At 66.7% G+C, this 17,792-nt stretch carries 14 protein-coding genes; 7 read left to right on the forward strand and 7 right to left on the reverse strand.

The genetic code is table 11. The features are described from left to right. Positions 1 to 2: 2 nt before the first annotated feature. From EO141_RS05105 to EO141_RS05125, 5 genes are read right to left on the reverse strand one after another with little or no spacing between them, the layout of a single operon-like run. Positions 3 to 335, reverse strand: coding sequence for a hypothetical protein (locus EO141_RS05105; RefSeq protein ID WP_127168668.1), 333 nt, complete (start codon positions 333 to 335; stop codon positions 3 to 5). A gap of 48 nt (positions 336 to 383) precedes the next feature. Next, a complete protein-coding gene (locus EO141_RS05110) occupies positions 384 to 1,418 on the reverse strand; it encodes a spore coat U domain-containing protein (RefSeq protein WP_164739075.1) in 1,035 nt (344 codons plus the stop codon). Further along, the gene (locus tag EO141_RS05115) at positions 1,415 to 3,766 is read right to left on the reverse strand and encodes a fimbria/pilus outer membrane usher protein (RefSeq protein WP_127168669.1); all 2,352 of its coding nucleotides are present in this window, start codon (positions 3,764 to 3,766) and stop codon (positions 1,415 to 1,417) included. The genes EO141_RS05110 and EO141_RS05115 overlap by 4 nt, the downstream gene beginning before the upstream one ends. Before the next feature lie 16 nt (positions 3,767 to 3,782). Then, a complete protein-coding gene (locus EO141_RS05120; protein WP_115676602.1) occupies positions 3,783 to 4,553 on the reverse strand; it encodes a molecular chaperone in 771 nt (256 codons plus the stop codon). Positions 4,554 to 4,561: 8 nt separating this feature from the next. Continuing rightward, positions 4,562 to 5,113: a spore coat U domain-containing protein gene (locus tag EO141_RS05125; protein WP_104556086.1), complete on the reverse strand. Its 552-nt coding sequence runs from the start codon at positions 5,111 to 5,113 to the stop codon at positions 4,562 to 4,564. Positions 5,114 to 5,404: 291 nt separating this feature from the next. On the opposite strand from EO141_RS05125, the gene map reads away from it, so the two are divergent. From map to asnB, 7 genes are all read left to right on the forward strand, one after another. Continuing rightward, complete coding sequence (map, locus tag EO141_RS05130) at positions 5,405 to 6,181, forward strand: type I methionyl aminopeptidase (RefSeq protein WP_039520326.1); 777 nt, start codon at positions 5,405 to 5,407, stop codon at positions 6,179 to 6,181. Next, positions 6,178 to 8,787 carry a [protein-PII] uridylyltransferase gene (locus tag EO141_RS05135; RefSeq protein WP_127168670.1) on the forward strand — a complete coding sequence of 870 codons (2,610 nt, stop codon included), beginning with the start codon at positions 6,178 to 6,180 and terminating at the stop codon, positions 8,785 to 8,787. The genes map and EO141_RS05135 overlap by 4 nt, the downstream gene beginning before the upstream one ends. Before the next feature lie 28 nt (positions 8,788 to 8,815). Next, on the forward strand, positions 8,816 to 9,985 hold the full coding sequence (gene dapD, locus EO141_RS05140) for a 2,3,4,5-tetrahydropyridine-2,6-dicarboxylate N-succinyltransferase (protein WP_164739077.1): 1,170 nt from the start codon (positions 8,816 to 8,818) through the stop codon (positions 9,983 to 9,985). Then, the gene (locus tag EO141_RS05145) at positions 9,982 to 10,455 is read left to right on the forward strand and encodes a hypothetical protein (RefSeq protein ID WP_127168671.1); all 474 of its coding nucleotides are present in this window, start codon (positions 9,982 to 9,984) and stop codon (positions 10,453 to 10,455) included. The genes dapD and EO141_RS05145 overlap by 4 nt, the downstream gene beginning before the upstream one ends. Further along, complete coding sequence (locus EO141_RS05150; protein WP_127168672.1) at positions 10,452 to 10,808, forward strand: arsenate reductase; 357 nt, start codon at positions 10,452 to 10,454, stop codon at positions 10,806 to 10,808. Before EO141_RS05145 ends, EO141_RS05150 begins: the two co-directional genes overlap by 4 nt. Positions 10,809 to 10,919: 111 nt before the next feature. Beyond that, positions 10,920 to 12,053, forward strand: coding sequence for a succinyl-diaminopimelate desuccinylase (gene dapE, locus EO141_RS05155; RefSeq protein ID WP_127168673.1), 1,134 nt, complete (start codon positions 10,920 to 10,922; stop codon positions 12,051 to 12,053). A 293-nt stretch (positions 12,054 to 12,346) separates the two neighbouring features. After that, entirely contained in the window at positions 12,347 to 14,041 is a 1,695-nt protein-coding gene (asnB, locus tag EO141_RS05160) for an asparagine synthase B (protein ID WP_127168674.1), read from the forward strand. Between the two features lie 69 nt (positions 14,042 to 14,110). Here the strand turns inward: asnB and hpaM are convergent, their stop codons facing one another. Together hpaM and EO141_RS05170 are read right to left on the reverse strand one after the other, a co-directional pair. After that, positions 14,111 to 15,160 (reverse strand): type III secretion-associated outer membrane-bound protein HpaM, encoded by a 1,050-nt coding sequence (gene hpaM / locus EO141_RS05165; RefSeq protein ID WP_104583382.1) that lies wholly within the window; start codon positions 15,158 to 15,160, stop codon positions 14,111 to 14,113. A 230-nt stretch (positions 15,161 to 15,390) separates the two neighbouring features. Then, complete coding sequence (locus EO141_RS05170) at positions 15,391 to 17,535, reverse strand: TonB-dependent receptor (RefSeq protein ID WP_127168675.1); 2,145 nt, start codon at positions 17,533 to 17,535, stop codon at positions 15,391 to 15,393. Positions 17,536 to 17,792: the final 257 nt, after the last annotated feature.

The following is a 17,792-nucleotide window of genomic DNA, read 5'->3' on the forward strand; positions in this document are numbered from 1 at the left end:
GCTCAGAACGCGATCGTGGTCATGCGCGCACTGCCGGCAGGCGCAGGCCCGGCGAGTGCACTGGCATCCTGCCCGGTGCTGGTGACGGCGGGGTCTTCGGCGGTACTGGCTGGCGGGGCGATCGCCATCGGCGTGCCTCTGGAACAACTGGCGCGCGGGGGCGCAGTACGCAGCTCGCAGCCGCTGAGCAGGCGCAATCCGATGTGCAGGGTGAAGTTTTCCGGGCCGCGCGCAGCGGCCGCGTTGGCCGCGGTCGAGGTCGCGGTGCAGACGAGGGCGACCAGCGTCAGGCGCCTCAGGAGAGTGACCAGCGTCATGAAGGCAATCGTTTGCATTGGAGACGTAACAGATAGCGACGCCCCCGATGCGAACTTTATTAACTGTCAGTAAGTGATGGAGACCGTCACCGTGTCGTTGTAGGCCCCTGCAATGGGCTGCTGCGGTGCCGGCGCACGCCCATAGACGGTCACCGTCTGCGCGACGCCGTTGCCGGTGCCGCTGAGCGTATCGACGCCGATGCTGGTGCCCCAGCGGTTGCCGCGGCCGGCGTCCCGATACAGCTCGTAGGCGATGTAGTTGGCACTGCTGGCATGGCGCATGCGCCGGACGCTGCCGGTGGCATTGATGCCATCGCCCAGCCCGATATTCCAGGCGGTGCGGTTGGTGCACGACAGGCTGATGGTGGAAGTGCGATCGATGGCGGTATCGATGGTGCCGGCGATGCTGCCGAAATCCAGGTCGGTGGTGACGTAGGTATTGCAGCGTGCCGGCACGTTGGCCGAGGCAGTGAAGGGGAACGCATTGCTGGCGGTCTTGGCGCCGCTGCCGCCGGCCGTGCAACTGCTCGGCGCCGCCGGGACGCCGATGATGCTCTCGTTGTAGGAGTAGCGCAGCACGGTGTCGGCGCCGCCGAAACTGCTGGTGTGGTTGCCGACCGACAGGGTCTGGCTGGCCGGAATCCGCCCGTACAGGGTGAGGGTGGTCGTCTGCGAGCCGCCGGTGATCACCGGAACGCCGTAGGACAGCGTCAGCAGGCGCGGCGAAGGCGTCGTCGATCCGGTGGAGCCCCAGACCTGGGTGCGCGTGGCCTCGCTGTAGATCTGGAAGTCCAGGCTGTCGCCGGTGGGGTTGAGCATGCGGCGCGGCGCATACAGGCCGTTGCTGCCGCTGCCCGCCCCAAGGTCCAGGCAAAGACTCACCTGGGCATAGCCCAGCACGCTGAGCGCGGCGGTCGCGCAGGTGACATTGAGGGTTGCCACCGCATCGGTGGTGCCGTTGGCCGCCACATTGCCGAATGCCAGCGGGGTGCCGAGGGTGACGCTGCAGGTGGTGTCGGCGCGCGCGTCCTGGCCGGGGGCAAGCCACAACACGGCGATCGCCAGCGCGAGCAGCAGGCGCCAGGGTGCGGGCAGGCTCATGGGGTCTCCTGCTCGAGCACGCAGGGCAGCGGGCCGACCCGCGGAATGCCGCCGGGGTTGGCCGGGTAGGTGAACCGAGCGCTGCAGCGGCCAGCGGGCAGCTCGACCAGGATGCGGTTGTCGATCTGCAGGTTGTCCAGATAGGTTTCGCCGTCGTAGCCGACCACCACGCGTTCGGCATCGCCTTCGCGCTGCACCACGCTGCCGACCGGCAACGGCACGCCCTGGGCGTCGTGCAGCACGATCATGGCCGCGCGCACCCGGGTGATGCCGAAGCGCACCGCCACCCCGGACTGCTGGCGCGGTGTCACTGCGGTATCGACGCGGTCCACGCGCAGGTCCGCCGGCAGGTTCAGGGTGTCGATGGACAACTGGTTGCGCTGCCACGACTGCAGCGGGGTGACCAGCAGCATCCCGCGGGCGTCGGTGACGCCGATCAGGCGATTCTCCAGCCGCACCGGAATGCCGGGCTGGCCGTCGGTGGACACCACCGCGAAGGCATCCTGGATGTCGCGCGCGGCAAAGCCGCGGCCGTTCATCCACACCAGGCTGCCGCTGGCACTGGCATAGCCGAAGTTGTTGCCATCCTGGTTGGCGACGCCGAGGTTGTAGCGGCCGATGCGGTTCAACCACCCCAGTTCGGCCAGGCCGCCGCTGGCATCGTCGCCGGCCCGCCCCTGCAGGCGCCAGCCGATCCCGCCCAGATCGCCGTCGCCGGGTAGCGGCTGGCTGAGGTCGGCCACAAAGCCGGTGCGGTTGCCGTTGCGCTGCATCGATGCGCTGGCCTGGCGCAACTCGCCGAACGTGGTCGACAACGACAGGTACAGGCTGCGGTCGCTGCGCACATCCAGGTTCTGGTTGCCGGACAGGTTGGCCGCCCAGTTGCGCCCGAAGTTGCGCGACCAGAACAGGCTCGCGTAACGCGAGGTGTCGCCTTGCGGGTAGCTCAGGCGCACATAGCTGGTGCCCAGCGAGCCGATCGGATTGACGTTGATGCCGAATGCCACGCGGTCGCTGATGCGCGCCGGCAACGCGCCCTGCAGCGCGCCCAGGTCGCGATAGTCGCCGTGGGTGCGCTGGGTACCGGCGGTGACGTTGAAGCGACGGTTGTTCCAGGCATAGCCCAGCAGGTACTGGCCACCGCGCAGCGCATCCATCCGGCTGTGCGCATAGGCAGCGTTGGCCACGCCGCCGACGCCGAGCAGCCACACACCGCCCGCACCGGCATTGACCACGCCGCCGCCGGCCTCGGCGTGCGCCTCGATGGTGAAGTCTTCGCGCAGGCCTTTGCGCAGCGTGGCGCTGGCGACCGTGCGCGAGGCGTAGGAAAACGAGCGCACGCCGTAGTCCTGGCGCAGATGGCCGATGCCGGCCGACCACTCGGAAATGCCGCGCGCCAGCAGTTGCGGCGTGCCATAGAACGCGAAGTCCAGCCGGCGCACCTGGCCGAACGCATCGGTCACCACGATCTGCGCCTGTCCGGTCCCGCTGATGCCTGGTTGCGCGGCCAGCTGGAACGGGCCGGCCGGCACCTGGCCGCTGTACTGGCGCAGGCCATCGACGTAGAGCTCCACGGTCGAGGGCACCACCGCCTCGCCCAGGAAGCTTGGCGTGGGGGTCAGTACGCGATACGGCTGCAACGCGTAATTGCGCCCGATCTGCACCCCGCCCAGGCGGATCGAGCGGCTCCAGTCGACAAAGCCGCTGTAGAAATCGCCGACCGTCAGGCTGGTGGCGCTGTCGGGGAAGTCCATCTGCCAGGCGCTGTCCAGGCGCACCGCTTCGCTGCGCCAGCGCTGGTCCTGCGGGCGGTCGTAGGCCAGGAACACCGCAGTGGTATCGACCATGCCGCGGCCGATGCCGAAGCCGCGCAATTCGGTCGCCAGCGACACGCTGCTGGCCCCGGCATTGCGCGTGGCATAGAAGTCGTAGTTGAGCAGCATGCCCGGCGAGGCGGTGGCGCTGGGCGGTGCGACCTGTTCGGCCTTCAGCACCGTGGTGGAGAGCGACAGCTGCGCCAGCGGTACCTGCAGCGCCAGCCGTTGCAGCGCGGCGTCGTAGCGCACTTCCACGTCGGGCAGGCGATCCAGGTCGACCAGTTCGTTGGCGGCGCGGTCGGCCAGGATGAAGCCCAGCTTGCGCAGCGTGTCGACCGAGCCGCGCAGGTGACCGTCCACCAGCTCGAACGGTGCCAGGCCGCGGTCGGCCTGATTGAGGGTGACATCCAGGTACAGCGTCTGCGGCAGGGCCGCCACGCTCTGCGGGGCCTGATCGGGCAGTGGCGCCATATCGGCCAGGTCGCCGGAGCCGGCATGCGCCAGGCAGGTGGCGGTCGCAAGCAGCGTCATCGCCAGCCGGCCCGCATCACGGCGCTGTCGGCGCTGCCAACAAGGTGCGTTCGTCCGCCTCACCATTGATCCTTGCGATGATGGTGCCGCGGCCGAACTGGGCCAGCGGTGCACCCAGTGACCAGCGCATGGTCTGGCCGGGCAGGACATAGCCCACCAGCCCGTTCAATGCGGTCTTGGTCGTGCCATCGACCCGATGCTGCAGGTCGGCGACCTGGGCGTGCCCATTGCCGGTGTTGCTGATCTGGATCTGCGCAGTGCCGTCGCTGCCGGCGATCACCTGCGTGTTCAAGGTCGGCGCGGATTCGGTCTTGCCCGGCGGCAGCAGGAAGATCGGCACCGAGTAGCGCAGCACGAACTGCATGCCCTTGCGATCGGCATCGGCATTGGGCAATTCGTCGACGATGATGCGGTAGCAGGCTTCCTCGCTGGTGGGCGCGGGCCCGGCGCGAATGACCCGGATCAGCTGGCGCTCGCCGGCGGCCAGCGTGCGCATCGGCGGGCTGATCAGCAGTTCCTGGGTCGGGTCCAGCTGATCCTTGCCGTCGCGCTGGGTCCAGCGATAGGCCCGGGTCTGTACCTGCACCGGCGCGCTGCCGCTGTTGCTCAGCCACAGCCCGTCGGCGGACTGCTGCGCGTTCAGCGTCAGCGAGGTCGGTGCCAGCTGCAGGCTGGCCGCATGGGCCGGTTGCAGCGGCCAGCCGCTGCCAAGCGCCAGCATCAGTGCCAGCCCGGCCGTGACCAGCCGGCCCGGCATCCGGTACGACAGGGGGTGGTGCAATGGCATGCGCGCGCTCAATAGACGATCGTGGCGGTGATGGTGTCTTGGTAGGTACCGGTGGCGGGATTGTTGGCCGACGGATTGGTCACGCGGCCGTAGACCGGATAGACCTGGTTGATGCCGGTGGCGGTGCGGCTCAGCGTATTGGTGCCGGTGGTGCTGCCCCAGACCGTGCTGCGGCCCAGATCCTGGTACAGCTGGTAGGCGATGAAGTTGTTGGTGGTGACCAGCGCATCGGTGTTCTTCATGCGGCGGGTGGTGACGTCGTTGGCGGTGCCGGCATTGCTGCCCGCGCTCAACGCAATGTTGTAGGGGGTCAGCGCGGTGCACTGTGCGGTCACGCTGCCGTTGGCGTCGGCATTGGCGGTGGAGGTGGACAACACCGAGCCGAAGTCGACGTCCGTCGCGGAGGCGGCGGTGATGGTGCAGGCCTTGGTGACGGCGATCTTGACGTTGAATGTGGTGGTATCTGCTGCAGTGGCAGCGCCAATGGTCGAGAGCAGGCCAAGGGACAGCAGGACAGGGCGGACAGTACGCATGGACATTTCCTTGACCGGTCTGGTCATTGGTGACGCGACGACTCGTCGCCCCTGACCCAATGCATCAGCTATGCCAAAGATTACCCTGAATGATTTGGCTATCTCACTGTTTAACCTCAGGGTTTTTCCCGAAAGTGCGATGTCTTTCGGATGACTCCGCTGACAGGCTTTTTGACGCGCGCGGTAGTGCGTCACACATGAATACGTGGCGCCGCCAGTTTCCTGCTGCCCCGTCCGTTTCTGCGGTTCTGCCTCCGCAACGCAAAAACGCGCGCGCAGGCCGTTCAGATTCAGCCCGAATCGGCGATAATCCTGGCCATGAGCGTCAATCTGAAAACCAAAGAAGAAATCGAACTGATGCGCGTCGCCGGCCGTCTGGCCGCCGAGGTGCTCGATGTCGTGGCTCCGTACGTGCAGGCGGGCGTGACCACGGCCGAGCTGGACCGCATCTGCCATGACCACATCGTCAACGTGCAGGGCACCATTCCTGCCAATGTCGGCTATCGCGGCTTTCCCAAGAGCGTGTGCACCTCGGTCAACAACGTGATCTGTCACGGCATCCCGAGCGCGGCCAAGGTCCTGAAGGACGGCGACATCGTCAATATCGATGTCACCGTCATCAAGGATGGCTGGCACGGCGACACCAGCCGCATGTACTACGTCGGCACGCCATCGGTGATGGCCAAGCGGTTGGTGGAAACCACCTACGAAGCGATGTGGCGCGGCATCCGCGCGGTCAAGCCGGGCGCGACGCTGGGCGATGTCGGTCACGCGATCCAGAAGTTTGCCGAGGCTGAGCGCTTCAGCGTGGTGCGCGACTACTGCGGCCACGGCATCGGCAAGGTCTACCACGACGAGCCGCAGGTGATGCATTACGGCCGCCCCGGCGAAGGCCTGGTGCTCAAGCCCGGCATGACCTTCACCATCGAACCGATGATCAACGAAGGCACCTACCACCATAAGACGCTGCCGGACGGCTGGACCGTAGTGACCAAGGACCGCAAGTTGTCCGCCCAGTGGGAACACATGGTCGCGGTGACCGAAGACGGCGTGGATGTGCTGACGCTGTCGCCGAACGCTCCCGCGCCGGTATGACGGCCACGCCGGCGGACCGACCCGACCCGGGTGCCGCCGGCGATGCCGAGTGGGCCGCGCAGGCGCGCCCGCTGCTGGTGCACGCCGACATGCGGCTGTGCAAGCGCTTCGACCAGGGCGAGCCGATCGAGCGCCTGGTGGCCTTGCGCGCACGCGCGGTCGATCAATTGATGCGCAATGCGTGGACGCGCTGCATCCCGGCCGATGCCGAACTGTCGTTGCATGCGGTCGGTGGCTACGGGCGCGGCGAACTGTTCCCGCGGTCGGACGTGGATGTGCTGGTGCTGGGCGAGACCGGCGTGCAGCAACAGCACGAGCAGGCCCTGGCGCGGTTGTTTGCCTTGCTGTGGGATGTGGGCCTGCCGATCAGCCACGCGGTGCGCTCGCCGGCGCAGTGCACCGTCGCGGCCGCCGATCAGACAGTGCTGACCGCCTTGATCGAGTCGCGCCCGCTGGTGGCCGGCAGCCAGGCGCGTGCGGCCCTGGCGGCCGCGATTTCGCCGCAACAGGTGTGGCCGGCGCGCGAATTCTTCCAGGCCAAGCGCGAAGAGCTGCTGGCGCGGCACCAGCGCTTCGGCGATACCGCCGACAATCTCGAACCGGATATCAAGGACGGCCCCGGTGGTCTGCGCGACCTGCAGACACTGGGCTGGATGGCGCTGCGCGCGTTCGGGGTCAAGGATCTGGAAGCGCTGGTCGGGCTCGGCCATGTCGGCTTCGACGAGGCCGCAGCGCTGCGGCGCGAACGCGAGGAGCTGGCGCGCTTGCGCTTCGGCCTGCATCTGGTCGCCAAACGGCCGGAAGAGCGGCTGGGGTTCGATTACCAGAAGACGCTTGCCCAGCGGCTGGGCTTTGCCGACGACCCGGAGAGCCTGGGCGTGGAAAAGATGATGCAGCGCTTCTACCGCAGCGCTGCGTTGATCCGCCGCATCAGTGACCGCTTGCTGCAGCGCTTCGAAGAACAATTCGATGGCGAAGCGGTGCCGGAGCCGCTCGGCGAGGGCTTCAGTCTGCGTCGCGGCTATCTGGCCGCGGATGCGGAGGACTGGCCGGCCGGCGATGTGCTGCAGGTCTTTGCGCTGTTCGCGCAGTGGGCGGCGCACCGCGAGGTGCGTGGGCTGCATTCCCTGACGGCGCGCGCGCTGGCCGAGGTGCTGCGCGAGTTGCCGGCCTACGACGTGGCCGATGCGACCGCGCGCGACCGCTTCATGGCGCTGCTGCGCGGCCCGCGGGCGGTGGAGTCGCTCAACCGCATGGCGCGCCTGGGCGTGCTGGGCCAGTGGATTCCGGCATTCGCCAGCGTGTCCGGGCGCATGCAGTTCGACCTGTTCCATGTCTACACGGTGGACCAGCACACCTTGATGGTGCTGCGGAACATCGCGTTGTTCGCCGCCGGTCGCGCCGACGAGCGTTTTTCGATCACCCACGAAGTCTGGCCGCGCCTGCGCAAGCCGGAATTGCTGCTGCTGGCCGGCCTGTTCCACGATATCGCCAAGGGCCGTGGCGGCGACCATTCCGAGCTGGGCGCGGTGGATGCGCGCGCGTTCTGCCAGGCGCATCGGCTCAGCGACGGCGATACCGCGCTGGTGGCCTGGCTGGTGGAGCAGCACCTGCGCATGTCGGTGACCGCGCAGAAGCAGGACATCTCCGACCCGGAGGTGATCCATCGTTTTGCCACCCTAGTCGGCACGCGCGAGCGCCTGGATTATCTGTATCTGCTGACCTGCGCCGATATCGCCGGCACCAGCCCCAAATTGTGGAACGCGTGGAAGGACCGGCTGCTGGCCGACCTGTACTTCGCCGCGCGGCGCGCGCTGCGCGAGGGCCTGGAACATCCGCCGCCGCGCGAGGAGCGCCTGCGCGAAGCGCGCGAGTCCGCACGCGCGCTGATGCAGGCGCAAGGCCACGACGATGCCACCATCGACCGCCAGTTTGCCGGCATGCCGGATGAAAACTTCCTGCGCTTCCGTCCCGAGCAACTGGCCTGGCAGGCGGTCTCGCTGATCGAAGTGCAGATCGGGCAGACCCTGGTCAAGGCGCGTCGCGCGGTGCCGGACAACGACGCGCTGGAAGTGTTCGTGTATTCGCCCGATCGCGATGGCCTGTTCTCGGCGATCGTCGCCACGCTGGATCGCAAGGGCTACGGCATCCATCGCGCCCGCGTGCTGGACGCGCCGCACGATGCGATCCTCGACGTGTTCGAGGTGCTGCCGCAGGACAGCTCCGCCGATGGCGACCCGCAGCGTCTGGCTGCGGCCTTGCGCCAGGTGCTGGCCGGCGACCTGCACAAGGTGCGGCCCTCGCGGCGGGCGGTGCCGCGCCAGCTGCGCCACTTCCGCTTTGCGCCGCGCGTGGAATTCAGCGAAAGCGCCGGTGGCCGCCGTACCCGCATCAGCCTGGTGGCGCCCGATCGCCCCGGCTTGCTGGCCGATGTGGCCAACGTGCTGCGCCTGCAACACCTGCGTGTGCACGATGCGCGCATCGCCACCTTCGGCGAGCGTGCCGAAGACCAGTTCCAGATCACCGACGAGCACGACCGCCCGTTGCCCGAATCCGCACGGCAGGCGCTGCGCGATGCGCTGTGCGCCTGCCTCGATCCCACCTAGTAGTCCGTCAGTCCGTTCGGAGACCCCCATGGCCACCAGCAAGAAGACCACGCGCAAGCAGGGCGCGACCACCACCAGCGCAGCGCCCAAGCGCGTCACGCGCGACAGCGGCAAGGCGCGTCAGGCACCGGCCGTCGACAAGACCAAGGTCACCGCGGCGGCCGGCAAGGCCGTTGGCGCCGGCAAACGTGTCGTCAAGAAAAGCGTTGCCAAGAAAGGCGCGGCCAAGCCGGCCGCCAGTGCGGCCCCGCGCGTGGCCAAGCAGCCGACCAGCGTGGTGTCGGCACCAGCTGCCAAGAAGGCTGCCGCTGCAAAGAAACTGCCGATCGCCGAAAAGGCGGTGCAGGGTGCTGCAACGCAGGTGGGCAATGACGAACTCAGGTTCGGCATCGAGAGTGCGTTCGAGCGCCGCGCCAGCCTGACCATCGATGAGATCGACGGCTCCACCCGCGCCATCGTCACCCGCGTCATCGACGGCCTGGAGCGCGGCGAGTTCCGCGTTGCCGAGCCGGACGGGAAGGGCGGCTGGACCGTCAACGAATGGTTGAAGAAAGCCGTGCTGCTGTATTTCCGCGTCAACGAGATGGCGGTGATCGACGCGCAGCCGGCGCCGTTCTGGGACAAGGTGGAGTCGCGTTTTGCCGGCTTCGGCGAGGCCGAGTTCCGCAAGGCCGGCGTGCGCGTGGTGCCGGGCGCGGTGGCGCGGCGCGGCAGCTACTTCGGCAAGGACGTGGTGCTGATGCCGAGCTTCACCAACATCGGCGCCTATGTGGGCGAAGGCACCATGGTCGATACCTGGGCCACGGTGGGGTCGTGCGCGCAGATCGGCGCGCATTGCCACCTGTCCGGTGGCGCCGGCATCGGCGGCGTGCTCGAACCGCTGCAGGCCAGCCCGACCATCATCGAAGATCATTGCTTCATCGGTGCGCGTTCGGAAGTGGTCGAAGGCGTGGTGATCGGTCACCACAGCGTGATCGGCATGGGCGTGTTCATCGGCCAGAGCACACGCATCTACAACCGCGCCACCGGCGAGATTTCCTACGGTTACGTGCCGCCTTACAGCGTGGTGGTGTCCGGCCAGCTGCCGTCGAAGGACGGCTCGCACTCGCTGTATTGCGCGGTGATCGTCAAGCAGGTGGATGCCAAGACGCGCAGCAAGACCAGCGTCAACGAGCTGCTGCGAGGTCTGGCCGATTGAGTAGCGCGCAGCCGGTGCTCGGCGCTATGCTGTCGCGTCCGGCCAGTGGCTGGATCCGTTGGGGCGTCCCGGCCATGTGGTTGGGATGGGTAGCGCTCTACGTGGCCGGCGCGCTGGTGCGCGATGGCGTGCCGCAGCAGCTGGAGGTCCTGCGTTGGCTGGCGCCTGCACTGGTGGTGCTGATGACGCTGCGTCTGGCATGGGCATCCACCCGCTGGGCGCAGGTCCGCGATGCGGGCGATGCACTGGTGATCGTCCAGCATGGACGCTCGCAGCGCGTGGATCTTGCCGAGTTGCGCTCGGTCGATGCCGCATGGCTGATTCCGCCACGGCGGATGGCGCTCAGATTCCACGGCACACGCGCCGATGTGGTGTTCCTGCCCGCACCCGGGCAGGAACACGATCAACTGGTAACCCCCCTGTGGGCGCGTGCAAACGCGCGCCGCGGGGTCGAGAAGGAGACGAGATGACCACGCTCTACGGATTGAAGAACTGCGACACCTGCAAGAAGGCGACCAGGTGGCTGGACCGCTTCGGCGTGGCCTACACCTTCGTCGATTACCGCGAGCACGCACCCGCGCCGGAGACGCTGCTGGACTGGGCCGGCAAGGCCGGCGGATTCGAGGCGATGATCAACAAGTCCTCTACCACCTGGCGGCAGCTGCCCGACAACAAGAAGACGCCGGGTTCGGACGCCGAATGGAAGCTGCTGCTGCGCGAATACCCGCAATTGATCCGCCGCCCGGTGGTGGTGAGCGACGATGGTGCGTTCAGTCAGGGCTTCTCCGACAACGGCTTCAAGGCCAGGTTCAACATCGCCTGATGGCGCCATCGCGTCATCGGCTCGCGCATATGTGTCCGTGGCGGGCGCGTGGAAGGCCAGCTGCCTGCTGCTGCGACGGCCCGGATGCATCTTTTTATCGGAAGGACGAGCATGACCAGTGACGTACTGCAACTGACCTGTGAGCTGATCGCACGCGCCTCGGTGACACCGGACGATGCCGGCTGCCAGGCGCTGATTGCGCAACGCCTGGAGGCCGCCGGATTCACTTGCGAGCATCTGCGCCTGGGCGAGGTCGACAATCTGTGGGCCACGCATGGCAGCGGTGCGCCGGTGCTGGTGCTGCTCGGGCACACCGATGTGGTGCCGCCGGGCCCGCGCGAGGCCTGGACCAGCGATCCGTTCGATCCGCAGATCCGCGACGGTGTGCTGTACGGGCGCGGCACGGCCGACATGAAGGGCAGCGTGGCCGCCTTCGCGGTCGCCGCCGAACAGGTCGTCGCCGCCCATCCGCAGCACGCCGGTACGCTGGCGGTGTTGCTGACTTCCGATGAGGAAGGCGATGCCATCGATGGCGTGCGGCGCGTGGCCGAGCTGTTGCGCACGCGCGGGCAGGCGATCGACTGGTGCATCACCGGCGAGCCGTCATCCACCGAACGGCTGGGCGACCTGCTGCGCGTGGGCCGCCGCGGCAGTCTGTCCGGCACGCTGACGGTGAAAGGCGTGCAGGGGCATGTGGCGTATCCTCACAAGGCGCGCAATCCGATCCATCTGGCCGCGCCGGCATTGGCCGAGCTGGTGGCACGGCAGTGGGACGAGGGCTTCGAGAGTTTTCCGCCGACCAGCCTGCAAATTTCCAACATCCATGCCGGCACCGGCGCCAATAACGTGATTCCGGGCGAGCTGCAGGTGGCCTTCAATCTGCGCTACACCCCGCTGTGGGATGCGCCGCGGCTGGAAGCGGAGATCGTCGCATTGCTGGATCGCCACAGGCTGGACTATGCGCTGCGCTGGCATCGCAGCGGCGAGCCGTTCTATACCCCGGAAGGGCGCCTGCGCAGCGTCGCACGTGAGGTGCTGGGCCAGTTTGCCGGCGCGCCCCCGGAAGAAAGCACCGGCGGAGGTACTTCGGATGCACGCTTCATTGCACCGTTGGGCGCGCAATGCATCGAAGTCGGCCCGGTCAACGCCAGCATCCATCAGGTCGACGAGCATGTGCGCGTGGCCGATCTGCAGGCCTTGCCGGCGCTGTACCGCAGCCTGATCGAGCGGCTGCTGGTCGATTGAACTGCCTGGCTGCCGCCCTCGTTGCTGCTGAAACAGTTGCGCCCGCGAAAACGAACGGTTAGCGTCGGTCACATGGTCTTCCAGCTCGCCAACCTCAATAACGCCAACCGCAACACGCTGCGCGCGAACAATCGTGCGCGGCCGATGCGGGTCTGCGACTAGGCGACGTCCACCAAACGCCCAGGAATCAGAGAACCCGCATCGGCCGATGCGGGTTTTTTTATGGGCGTCACTTCCTGCAGCACGCTTTCCACCGGCCGCCAACCCCCGCAGTTTCATCCAGGAGTGTTTCCATGTGTTCCATCTTCGGTATTTTCGGTCTGCAACCCGGTGACGATCTGCAGGCTTTGCGCCGGCAGGCACTGGAATGTTCGCAGCGGCAGCGCCATCGCGGACCCGACTGGAGCGGGGTGTATGTCGACACCGGCGCGATCCTGGTGCACGAGCGCCTGGCCATCGTCGACCCGGCCGGCGGCTCGCAGCCCTTGTTGTCCGACGATGGCGCGCTTGCGCTGGCGGTGAATGGCGAGATCTACAACCATCGCGAGCTCAGGCAGGAACTGGTGCAGCCGTACGCCTTCCAGACCGGCTCCGATTGCGAGGTGATCAACGCGCTGTACCGCGAGGATGCGCCGGCCTCCTACCTCAACCGCCTCAACGGCATCTTCGCGTTCGCGCTATGGGACAAGGCAGCCGGGCGGGTGATCATCGCGCGCGATCCGATCGGCGTGGTGCCGCTGTACTGGGGCCACGATCGCGAGGGCCGGCTGCGGGTGGCCTCGGAACTGAAGTCGCTGGTGGACGATTGCGCCGATGCGGCGCAGTTCCCGCCGGGTCACTGGTACGACAGTGCCACCGGCGCATTGAGTCGCTATTACGAGCGCGCCTGGCGTGAATACGCCGAGGTGGAAGGCGTGCAGGTGCAGTTGCAGGAATTGCGCGAGGCCTTCGAGCGCGCGGTGCATCGTCAGTTGATGACCGACGTGCCGTATGGCGTGCTGCTGTCCGGCGGGCTGGATTCTTCGTTGGTCGCCGCGGTCGCCGCACGCTACGCGCGCCATCGCATCGAAGAGAACGACACCACCGAAGCCTGGTGGCCGCGCCTGCATTCGTTCGCGATCGGCTTGAAAGGCTCGCCGGACCTGGCCGCTGCCGAAGTCGCCGCCGCCGCGCTGGGCACCGTGCATCACGGCTTCGAGTACAGCTTCGAAGAAGGCCTGGATGCGCTGCCCGAGGTGATCCGCCATATCGAGACCTACGACGTCACCACCATTCGCGCCTCCACGCCGATGTTCCTGCTGGCGCGCCGCATCAAGGCGATGGGCGTGAAGATGGTGCTGTCGGGCGAAGGCAGCGACGAGATCTTCGGTGGCTATCTGTATTTCCACAAGGCACCGAACGCGCGCGAATTCCATGAGGAACTGGTACGCAAGCTGGATGCGCTCAACAACTACGATTGCCTGCGCGCCAACAAGTCGATGATGGCCTGGGGCGTGGAGCCGCGCGTGCCGTTCCTGGATCGCGAGTTCCTGGACGTGGCCATGCGCATGGACGCCAGCTTCAAGATGATCGACAAGACCAGCAGCGGCGCCACGCGGATGGAAAAAGGCGTGTTGCGCGAGGCGTTTTCCGGGTATCTGCCCGAATCGATCCTGTGGCGGCAGAAGGAGCAGTTCAGCGATGGCGTGGGCTATGGCTGGATCGATGGACTCAAGGCACATGCCGCCGCGCAGGTGAGCGACCGCGAGCTGGCTGCCGCTTCCAGGCGTTTTCCGGTCAATCCGCCGCAGACCAAGGAAGCGTATTTCTATCGCACGCTGTTCGAACAGTTCTTCCCCAGCCAGGCGGCTGCGGAGACGGTGCCGGGCGGCAAGTCGATCGCGTGTTCGTCGCCGACCGCGATCGCCTGGGATGCCAGCTTCGCCGCGATGGCCGATCCCTCCGGCCGTGCAATTGCCGGCGTGCACGAACAGGCGTTGGCGTCGTAACGCTGCTGCATCCCAAGTTGCAACTGCAGCGGCCGGCATGCGCGCACGCGCTGCCGGCCGCTGCTGCGCTCACTCGTGGCGCACGCAGTAGCCGTAGCGCTGCGGCTCGATATCCACACCGGCCACATCGGCCTGGTTGTTGCGCCACAGATTCGGCTTGAAGTCGGCCGCAGTGCAGTTGGCAGCGCGGTCCACACCGATGGTGTAGGTGAACGGCGTATTGGAGAAGCGGTTGTTCTCGAACACGTTGTCCTGGCTCATGCTGTTGTCCCAGCACAGGATTTCCGGCGTGCGATAGCGGATGGCGCAGGCCAGGAAGACGCCGGCGACCTTGTTGCCGTCGAACTGATTGTTGCTGAAGCGGTTGCGGCGCGCGTCGGACAGATAGATACCCTGGCTGCCGTTGCGCTCGAAGCGGTTGTTGCGGATCTCGCTGTCTTCCAGATGTTCGGTGGTCAGGCCTGCGGCCACGTTGTCGTGGATGTAGTTGTTGACCATCGTGACCTTGGCGGTGCGGTTGAACGACACCCCGTCCCAGATCGCGCCGGAGACATCATTGTTTTCGATGGTGATCTCGCGCGTGTCGTACTCGCTCAGCAGGCAGGCGCTGCGGCACTTGTTGACCTGCAGGCCGGCCAGGCGAATCCCCTGGCCGGAACGCACGACCACCGCGCTATTGCTCAGGTACGGGCGCTCGGGCATGAATTCCTTGTCGCCGGTGCTGGCGACGATCTGCATGTCCTCGATGCTGACATTGCGGATTACGCCGGTGGGCTGCTGGTTTTCGTAGTCGCCGACCACCAGCGCCGGTTGCTGCACGCCATCGGCCATGCGCAGCACCGTGGTCGGACCCGTGCCACGCAAGGTGAGATTGCCGCGGTGGATCGAGACCAGGCCATTGAGCGGAAATTCGCCTTTTTCCAGGCACAACACCGCACGCGTATCGCTTTGCGGAAGCTTGTCGATGGCTTTTTGCAGATCCTGCCCGGGGCGCAGCTTGGCGGTGCAGGCCGCGACCGGCGCGTCTGGTGGGCCGGACTTGGCGGGCGGCGCTGCCGAGCAGGCAGTGGCAACGAGCAGGGGCAACAGGGCGGAAACGGAGCGGGCAAGCTGAGGCATGCGGATTCCGGTCAGTGGGGGGAAGCGGGCGATCGTGTGGAAACACTTCCAGATCGCGACGGCCTCTAGTGTGTCCCACCGGACGTTAAAGTCTGGCTGATTCCGGCCGGCCTGATTCGGCGCAGGTTCATTGCACTTTCGTGGTCGAGGCCGCAATCGTGCATGCGGTGGCCGACGAACGTCACACTTGGGCAACGTTCGAGACCTGCACAGACGCGCGTTCGCCCTGCTCAGAAATCGTAAGCCAGCTGCGCGTAGATGCGGCGCGGTTCGCCAGGAAAGTGGCCGGTGCGCTCAGTGAACCCGCTGACGGCGTACACCTTGTCGAACAGGTTCTTGACGTTGACCTGCAGCTTCCAGGCATCCCACTGCGTCTGCCAGCTGATGTCGAAGATGGCATACGGCTTGACGCGCTGGCCTTCCAGGCTGACCCGCTCGCCCACGTAGTCGGCACCGAAGGCAATTGCCGAGTTCCAGGCCGGCAGGTCGTAGCGCGTCCACAGGCCGAAGGTGTTGCGCGGTGCATTGGCGAAGCGGTCGCCGGACGCGTTGGTAATGCCGTTGGTGCCCGCATCCAGCACGCGCGCATCGTTGTAGGCATAGGTCAGGTTGAGCACCCAACGCTCGGTGAGGTCGGCCAGCAGGTCCACTTCCAGGCCTTCGCTGCGCACCAGGCCGAGCGCGGCGAGTTGATTGACCCCAGCGACGACGCTGCCGTCGGCCTGCACGATGTTGCTGCGTTCGATGCGATACAGCGCGGTGTTGAGCGTCAGCCCGCCGTCGTTGAGCGCGGTCTTCAGGCCTACTTCCCACTGCGTGCTGCGCTCGGGATCGAACGGGCCACCGACGCTGCTGTCCTGATTGGCCGCATCCTGCGGCAGGAAGCCGCTGGCATAACTGGCGTACGCGTTGATGCCATCGCGCAGCACGAAGGTGCTGCCCACACGCCAGCTGAGATCGTTGCCGGTGACGCGCGAGCCGTCCAGCCGGTTGTCGTCCTTGAAGCCGTCCCAACGCAGTCCGGCCATCGCAAACCAGCGCGGCGTCAGCGTGAGTTCGTCCTGCAGATACGCGCCGTAGCGCTGGCTGCGCGTGCTGGTGGCGCGCCAGGGCAGGCTGTCCAGAGCGTAGTCGTAAAAGCCGCTGCGCCCGTACACCGGGTTGAACAGATCGATACCCGGCACCGGCCCGCGCACGCGGCCGGTGTCGGCGGTGTTGGCGGTCTGCGCGCGGAAATCCGCATCCAGCCGATAGTAGTCCGCGCCCATCAGCAGCTTGTGCTCGATCGCGCCGATGCGGGTGCGGAACACGGCGTTGACGTTGCTGGAGATCGCATCGTTGTCGCGGAATTGATTGCGCAACTGCCGCGTCATCCATTCGGCGGTGCCGTCGCCATCGCGGTCGATCAGGCCCATCGGCTCGTGATAGATCTGGTGCTCGTCGTTCTTGAACCAGCGCAGCGCCATGTCCACGTGCCACGCATCCGACGGCGCGAAGCGGTACTGCGCGAATGCGACCTTGGCGCGCATGTCGAGGAAATCGGTGGGTTCGTTGTGGTTCCAGCGCCGGTCGGTGAGGAAGTTGCCGTCGTCATCCACCGGCACGCCACGCAGGCGATTGCCGCCCAGGTTCTGGGTGATGTCGGTGTACTGCAAGGTGAGCTCGCCGGTCTGGCCGATATCGAACGCCACCGACGCATCGCCGATCTGGCTCTGGCTATCGGTGTTGCGGCGAAAACCGTCCTCGCCATCGGCATAGGCGCCGATGCGGTAGCGAATGCGTCCGTCGTCGCGTGCCGGCCCGGTAGCTTCGAACGAGGCGGCTCCGAAGGATTGATTGCCCGCCTGCAGCTCCACCCGACGCGCGGCCTGATGGCCGGGCTTGCGGGTGACATAATTGATGACGCCGCCGGGTTCGCCGCCACCGTACAGCGCACCGGCCGGACCCTTGAGCACTTCCACGCGTTCGATATTGAACAACTGCGGCACCGAGAAGCCGGCATACGGATCGCCGCGCAATCCGTCGTACAGCACGTTTTCCTGGCGGAATCCGCGCAGGGTGACGCCGGCATAGCTGAAGAAGCTGATGCCGCTGATGCTGCGATACAGGTCGGTGATCTGGCGTGCGGCCTGGTCGTCGATCAGTTCGCGCGGCAGTACCTGGACCGACTGCGGAACCAGCGCCAACGGCGTGTCGGTGCGTGTGGCCACTGCGGCGTCGTCGGATTTGTACAGCGTCTGCGCACGGCCGACGACCTCGACGCCATCCAGGTCGGTGACGGTTGCCGAGGTGCTGCCGTGTTGTTGAGCGAAGGCGCGGGGCGAGGGCAGAGCGAAGGCGGCGGCGAGCGCGGTGACAAGGAGCGTGGGGCGCATTGGTCACTAATGGGAATGGTTATCAAATGCATCTTAGCATGTTGTGCTCGCTTGATTGCGCAGGTCGGCGGGTAGGCGTTGCGGCACAGACTGCGGCGTGCGCGTACGCATGCGAGGTGCGAGGTGCGCGGCGCCGCATGCGGCATGCGGCATGCGAGGCGCGAGCTGCGGTCTGAGATCTGCAAGTACCGGGACGCGCAATGCCCTCGGTCGCACGGCGTGTGCCCGTACCCTCACCCGGACCCCTTTCCCGACGA

Origin of the sequence: Xanthomonas sp. BRIP62415, assembly GCF_003993515.1 — a bacterium.
Taxonomy (GTDB): domain Bacteria; phylum Pseudomonadota; class Gammaproteobacteria; order Xanthomonadales; family Xanthomonadaceae; genus Xanthomonas; species Xanthomonas euroxanthea.

What these genes read in the sequence shown, in the direction of transcription:
- hpaM (WP_104583382.1), bottom strand. Translation starts at nt 15,160, where the DNA reads ATGCCTCAGCTTGCCCGCTCCGTTTCCGCCCTGTTGCCCCTGCTCGTT.
- asnB (WP_127168674.1), top strand. Translation starts at nt 12,347, where the DNA reads ATGTGTTCCATCTTCGGTATTTTCGGTCTGCAACCCGGTGACGATCTG.
- EO141_RS05110 (WP_164739075.1), bottom strand. Translation starts at nt 1,418, where the DNA reads ATGAGCCTGCCCGCACCCTGGCGCCTGCTGCTCGCGCTGGCGATCGCC.
- EO141_RS05105 (WP_127168668.1), bottom strand. Translation starts at nt 335, where the DNA reads ATGCAAACGATTGCCTTCATGACGCTGGTCACTCTCCTGAGGCGCCTG.
- map (WP_039520326.1), top strand. Translation starts at nt 5,405, where the DNA reads ATGAGCGTCAATCTGAAAACCAAAGAAGAAATCGAACTGATGCGCGTC.
- EO141_RS05135 (WP_127168670.1), top strand. Translation starts at nt 6,178, where the DNA reads ATGACGGCCACGCCGGCGGACCGACCCGACCCGGGTGCCGCCGGCGAT.
- EO141_RS05150 (WP_127168672.1), top strand. Translation starts at nt 10,452, where the DNA reads ATGACCACGCTCTACGGATTGAAGAACTGCGACACCTGCAAGAAGGCG.
- dapE (WP_127168673.1), top strand. Translation starts at nt 10,920, where the DNA reads ATGACCAGTGACGTACTGCAACTGACCTGTGAGCTGATCGCACGCGCC.
- EO141_RS05125 (WP_104556086.1), bottom strand. Translation starts at nt 5,113, where the DNA reads ATGACCAGACCGGTCAAGGAAATGTCCATGCGTACTGTCCGCCCTGTC.
- dapD (WP_164739077.1), top strand. Translation starts at nt 8,816, where the DNA reads ATGGCCACCAGCAAGAAGACCACGCGCAAGCAGGGCGCGACCACCACC.
- EO141_RS05115 (WP_127168669.1), bottom strand. Translation starts at nt 3,766, where the DNA reads ATGACGCTGCTTGCGACCGCCACCTGCCTGGCGCATGCCGGCTCCGGC.
- EO141_RS05120 (WP_115676602.1), bottom strand. Translation starts at nt 4,553, where the DNA reads ATGCCATTGCACCACCCCCTGTCGTACCGGATGCCGGGCCGGCTGGTC.
- EO141_RS05170 (WP_127168675.1), bottom strand. Translation starts at nt 17,535, where the DNA reads ATGCGCCCCACGCTCCTTGTCACCGCGCTCGCCGCCGCCTTCGCTCTG.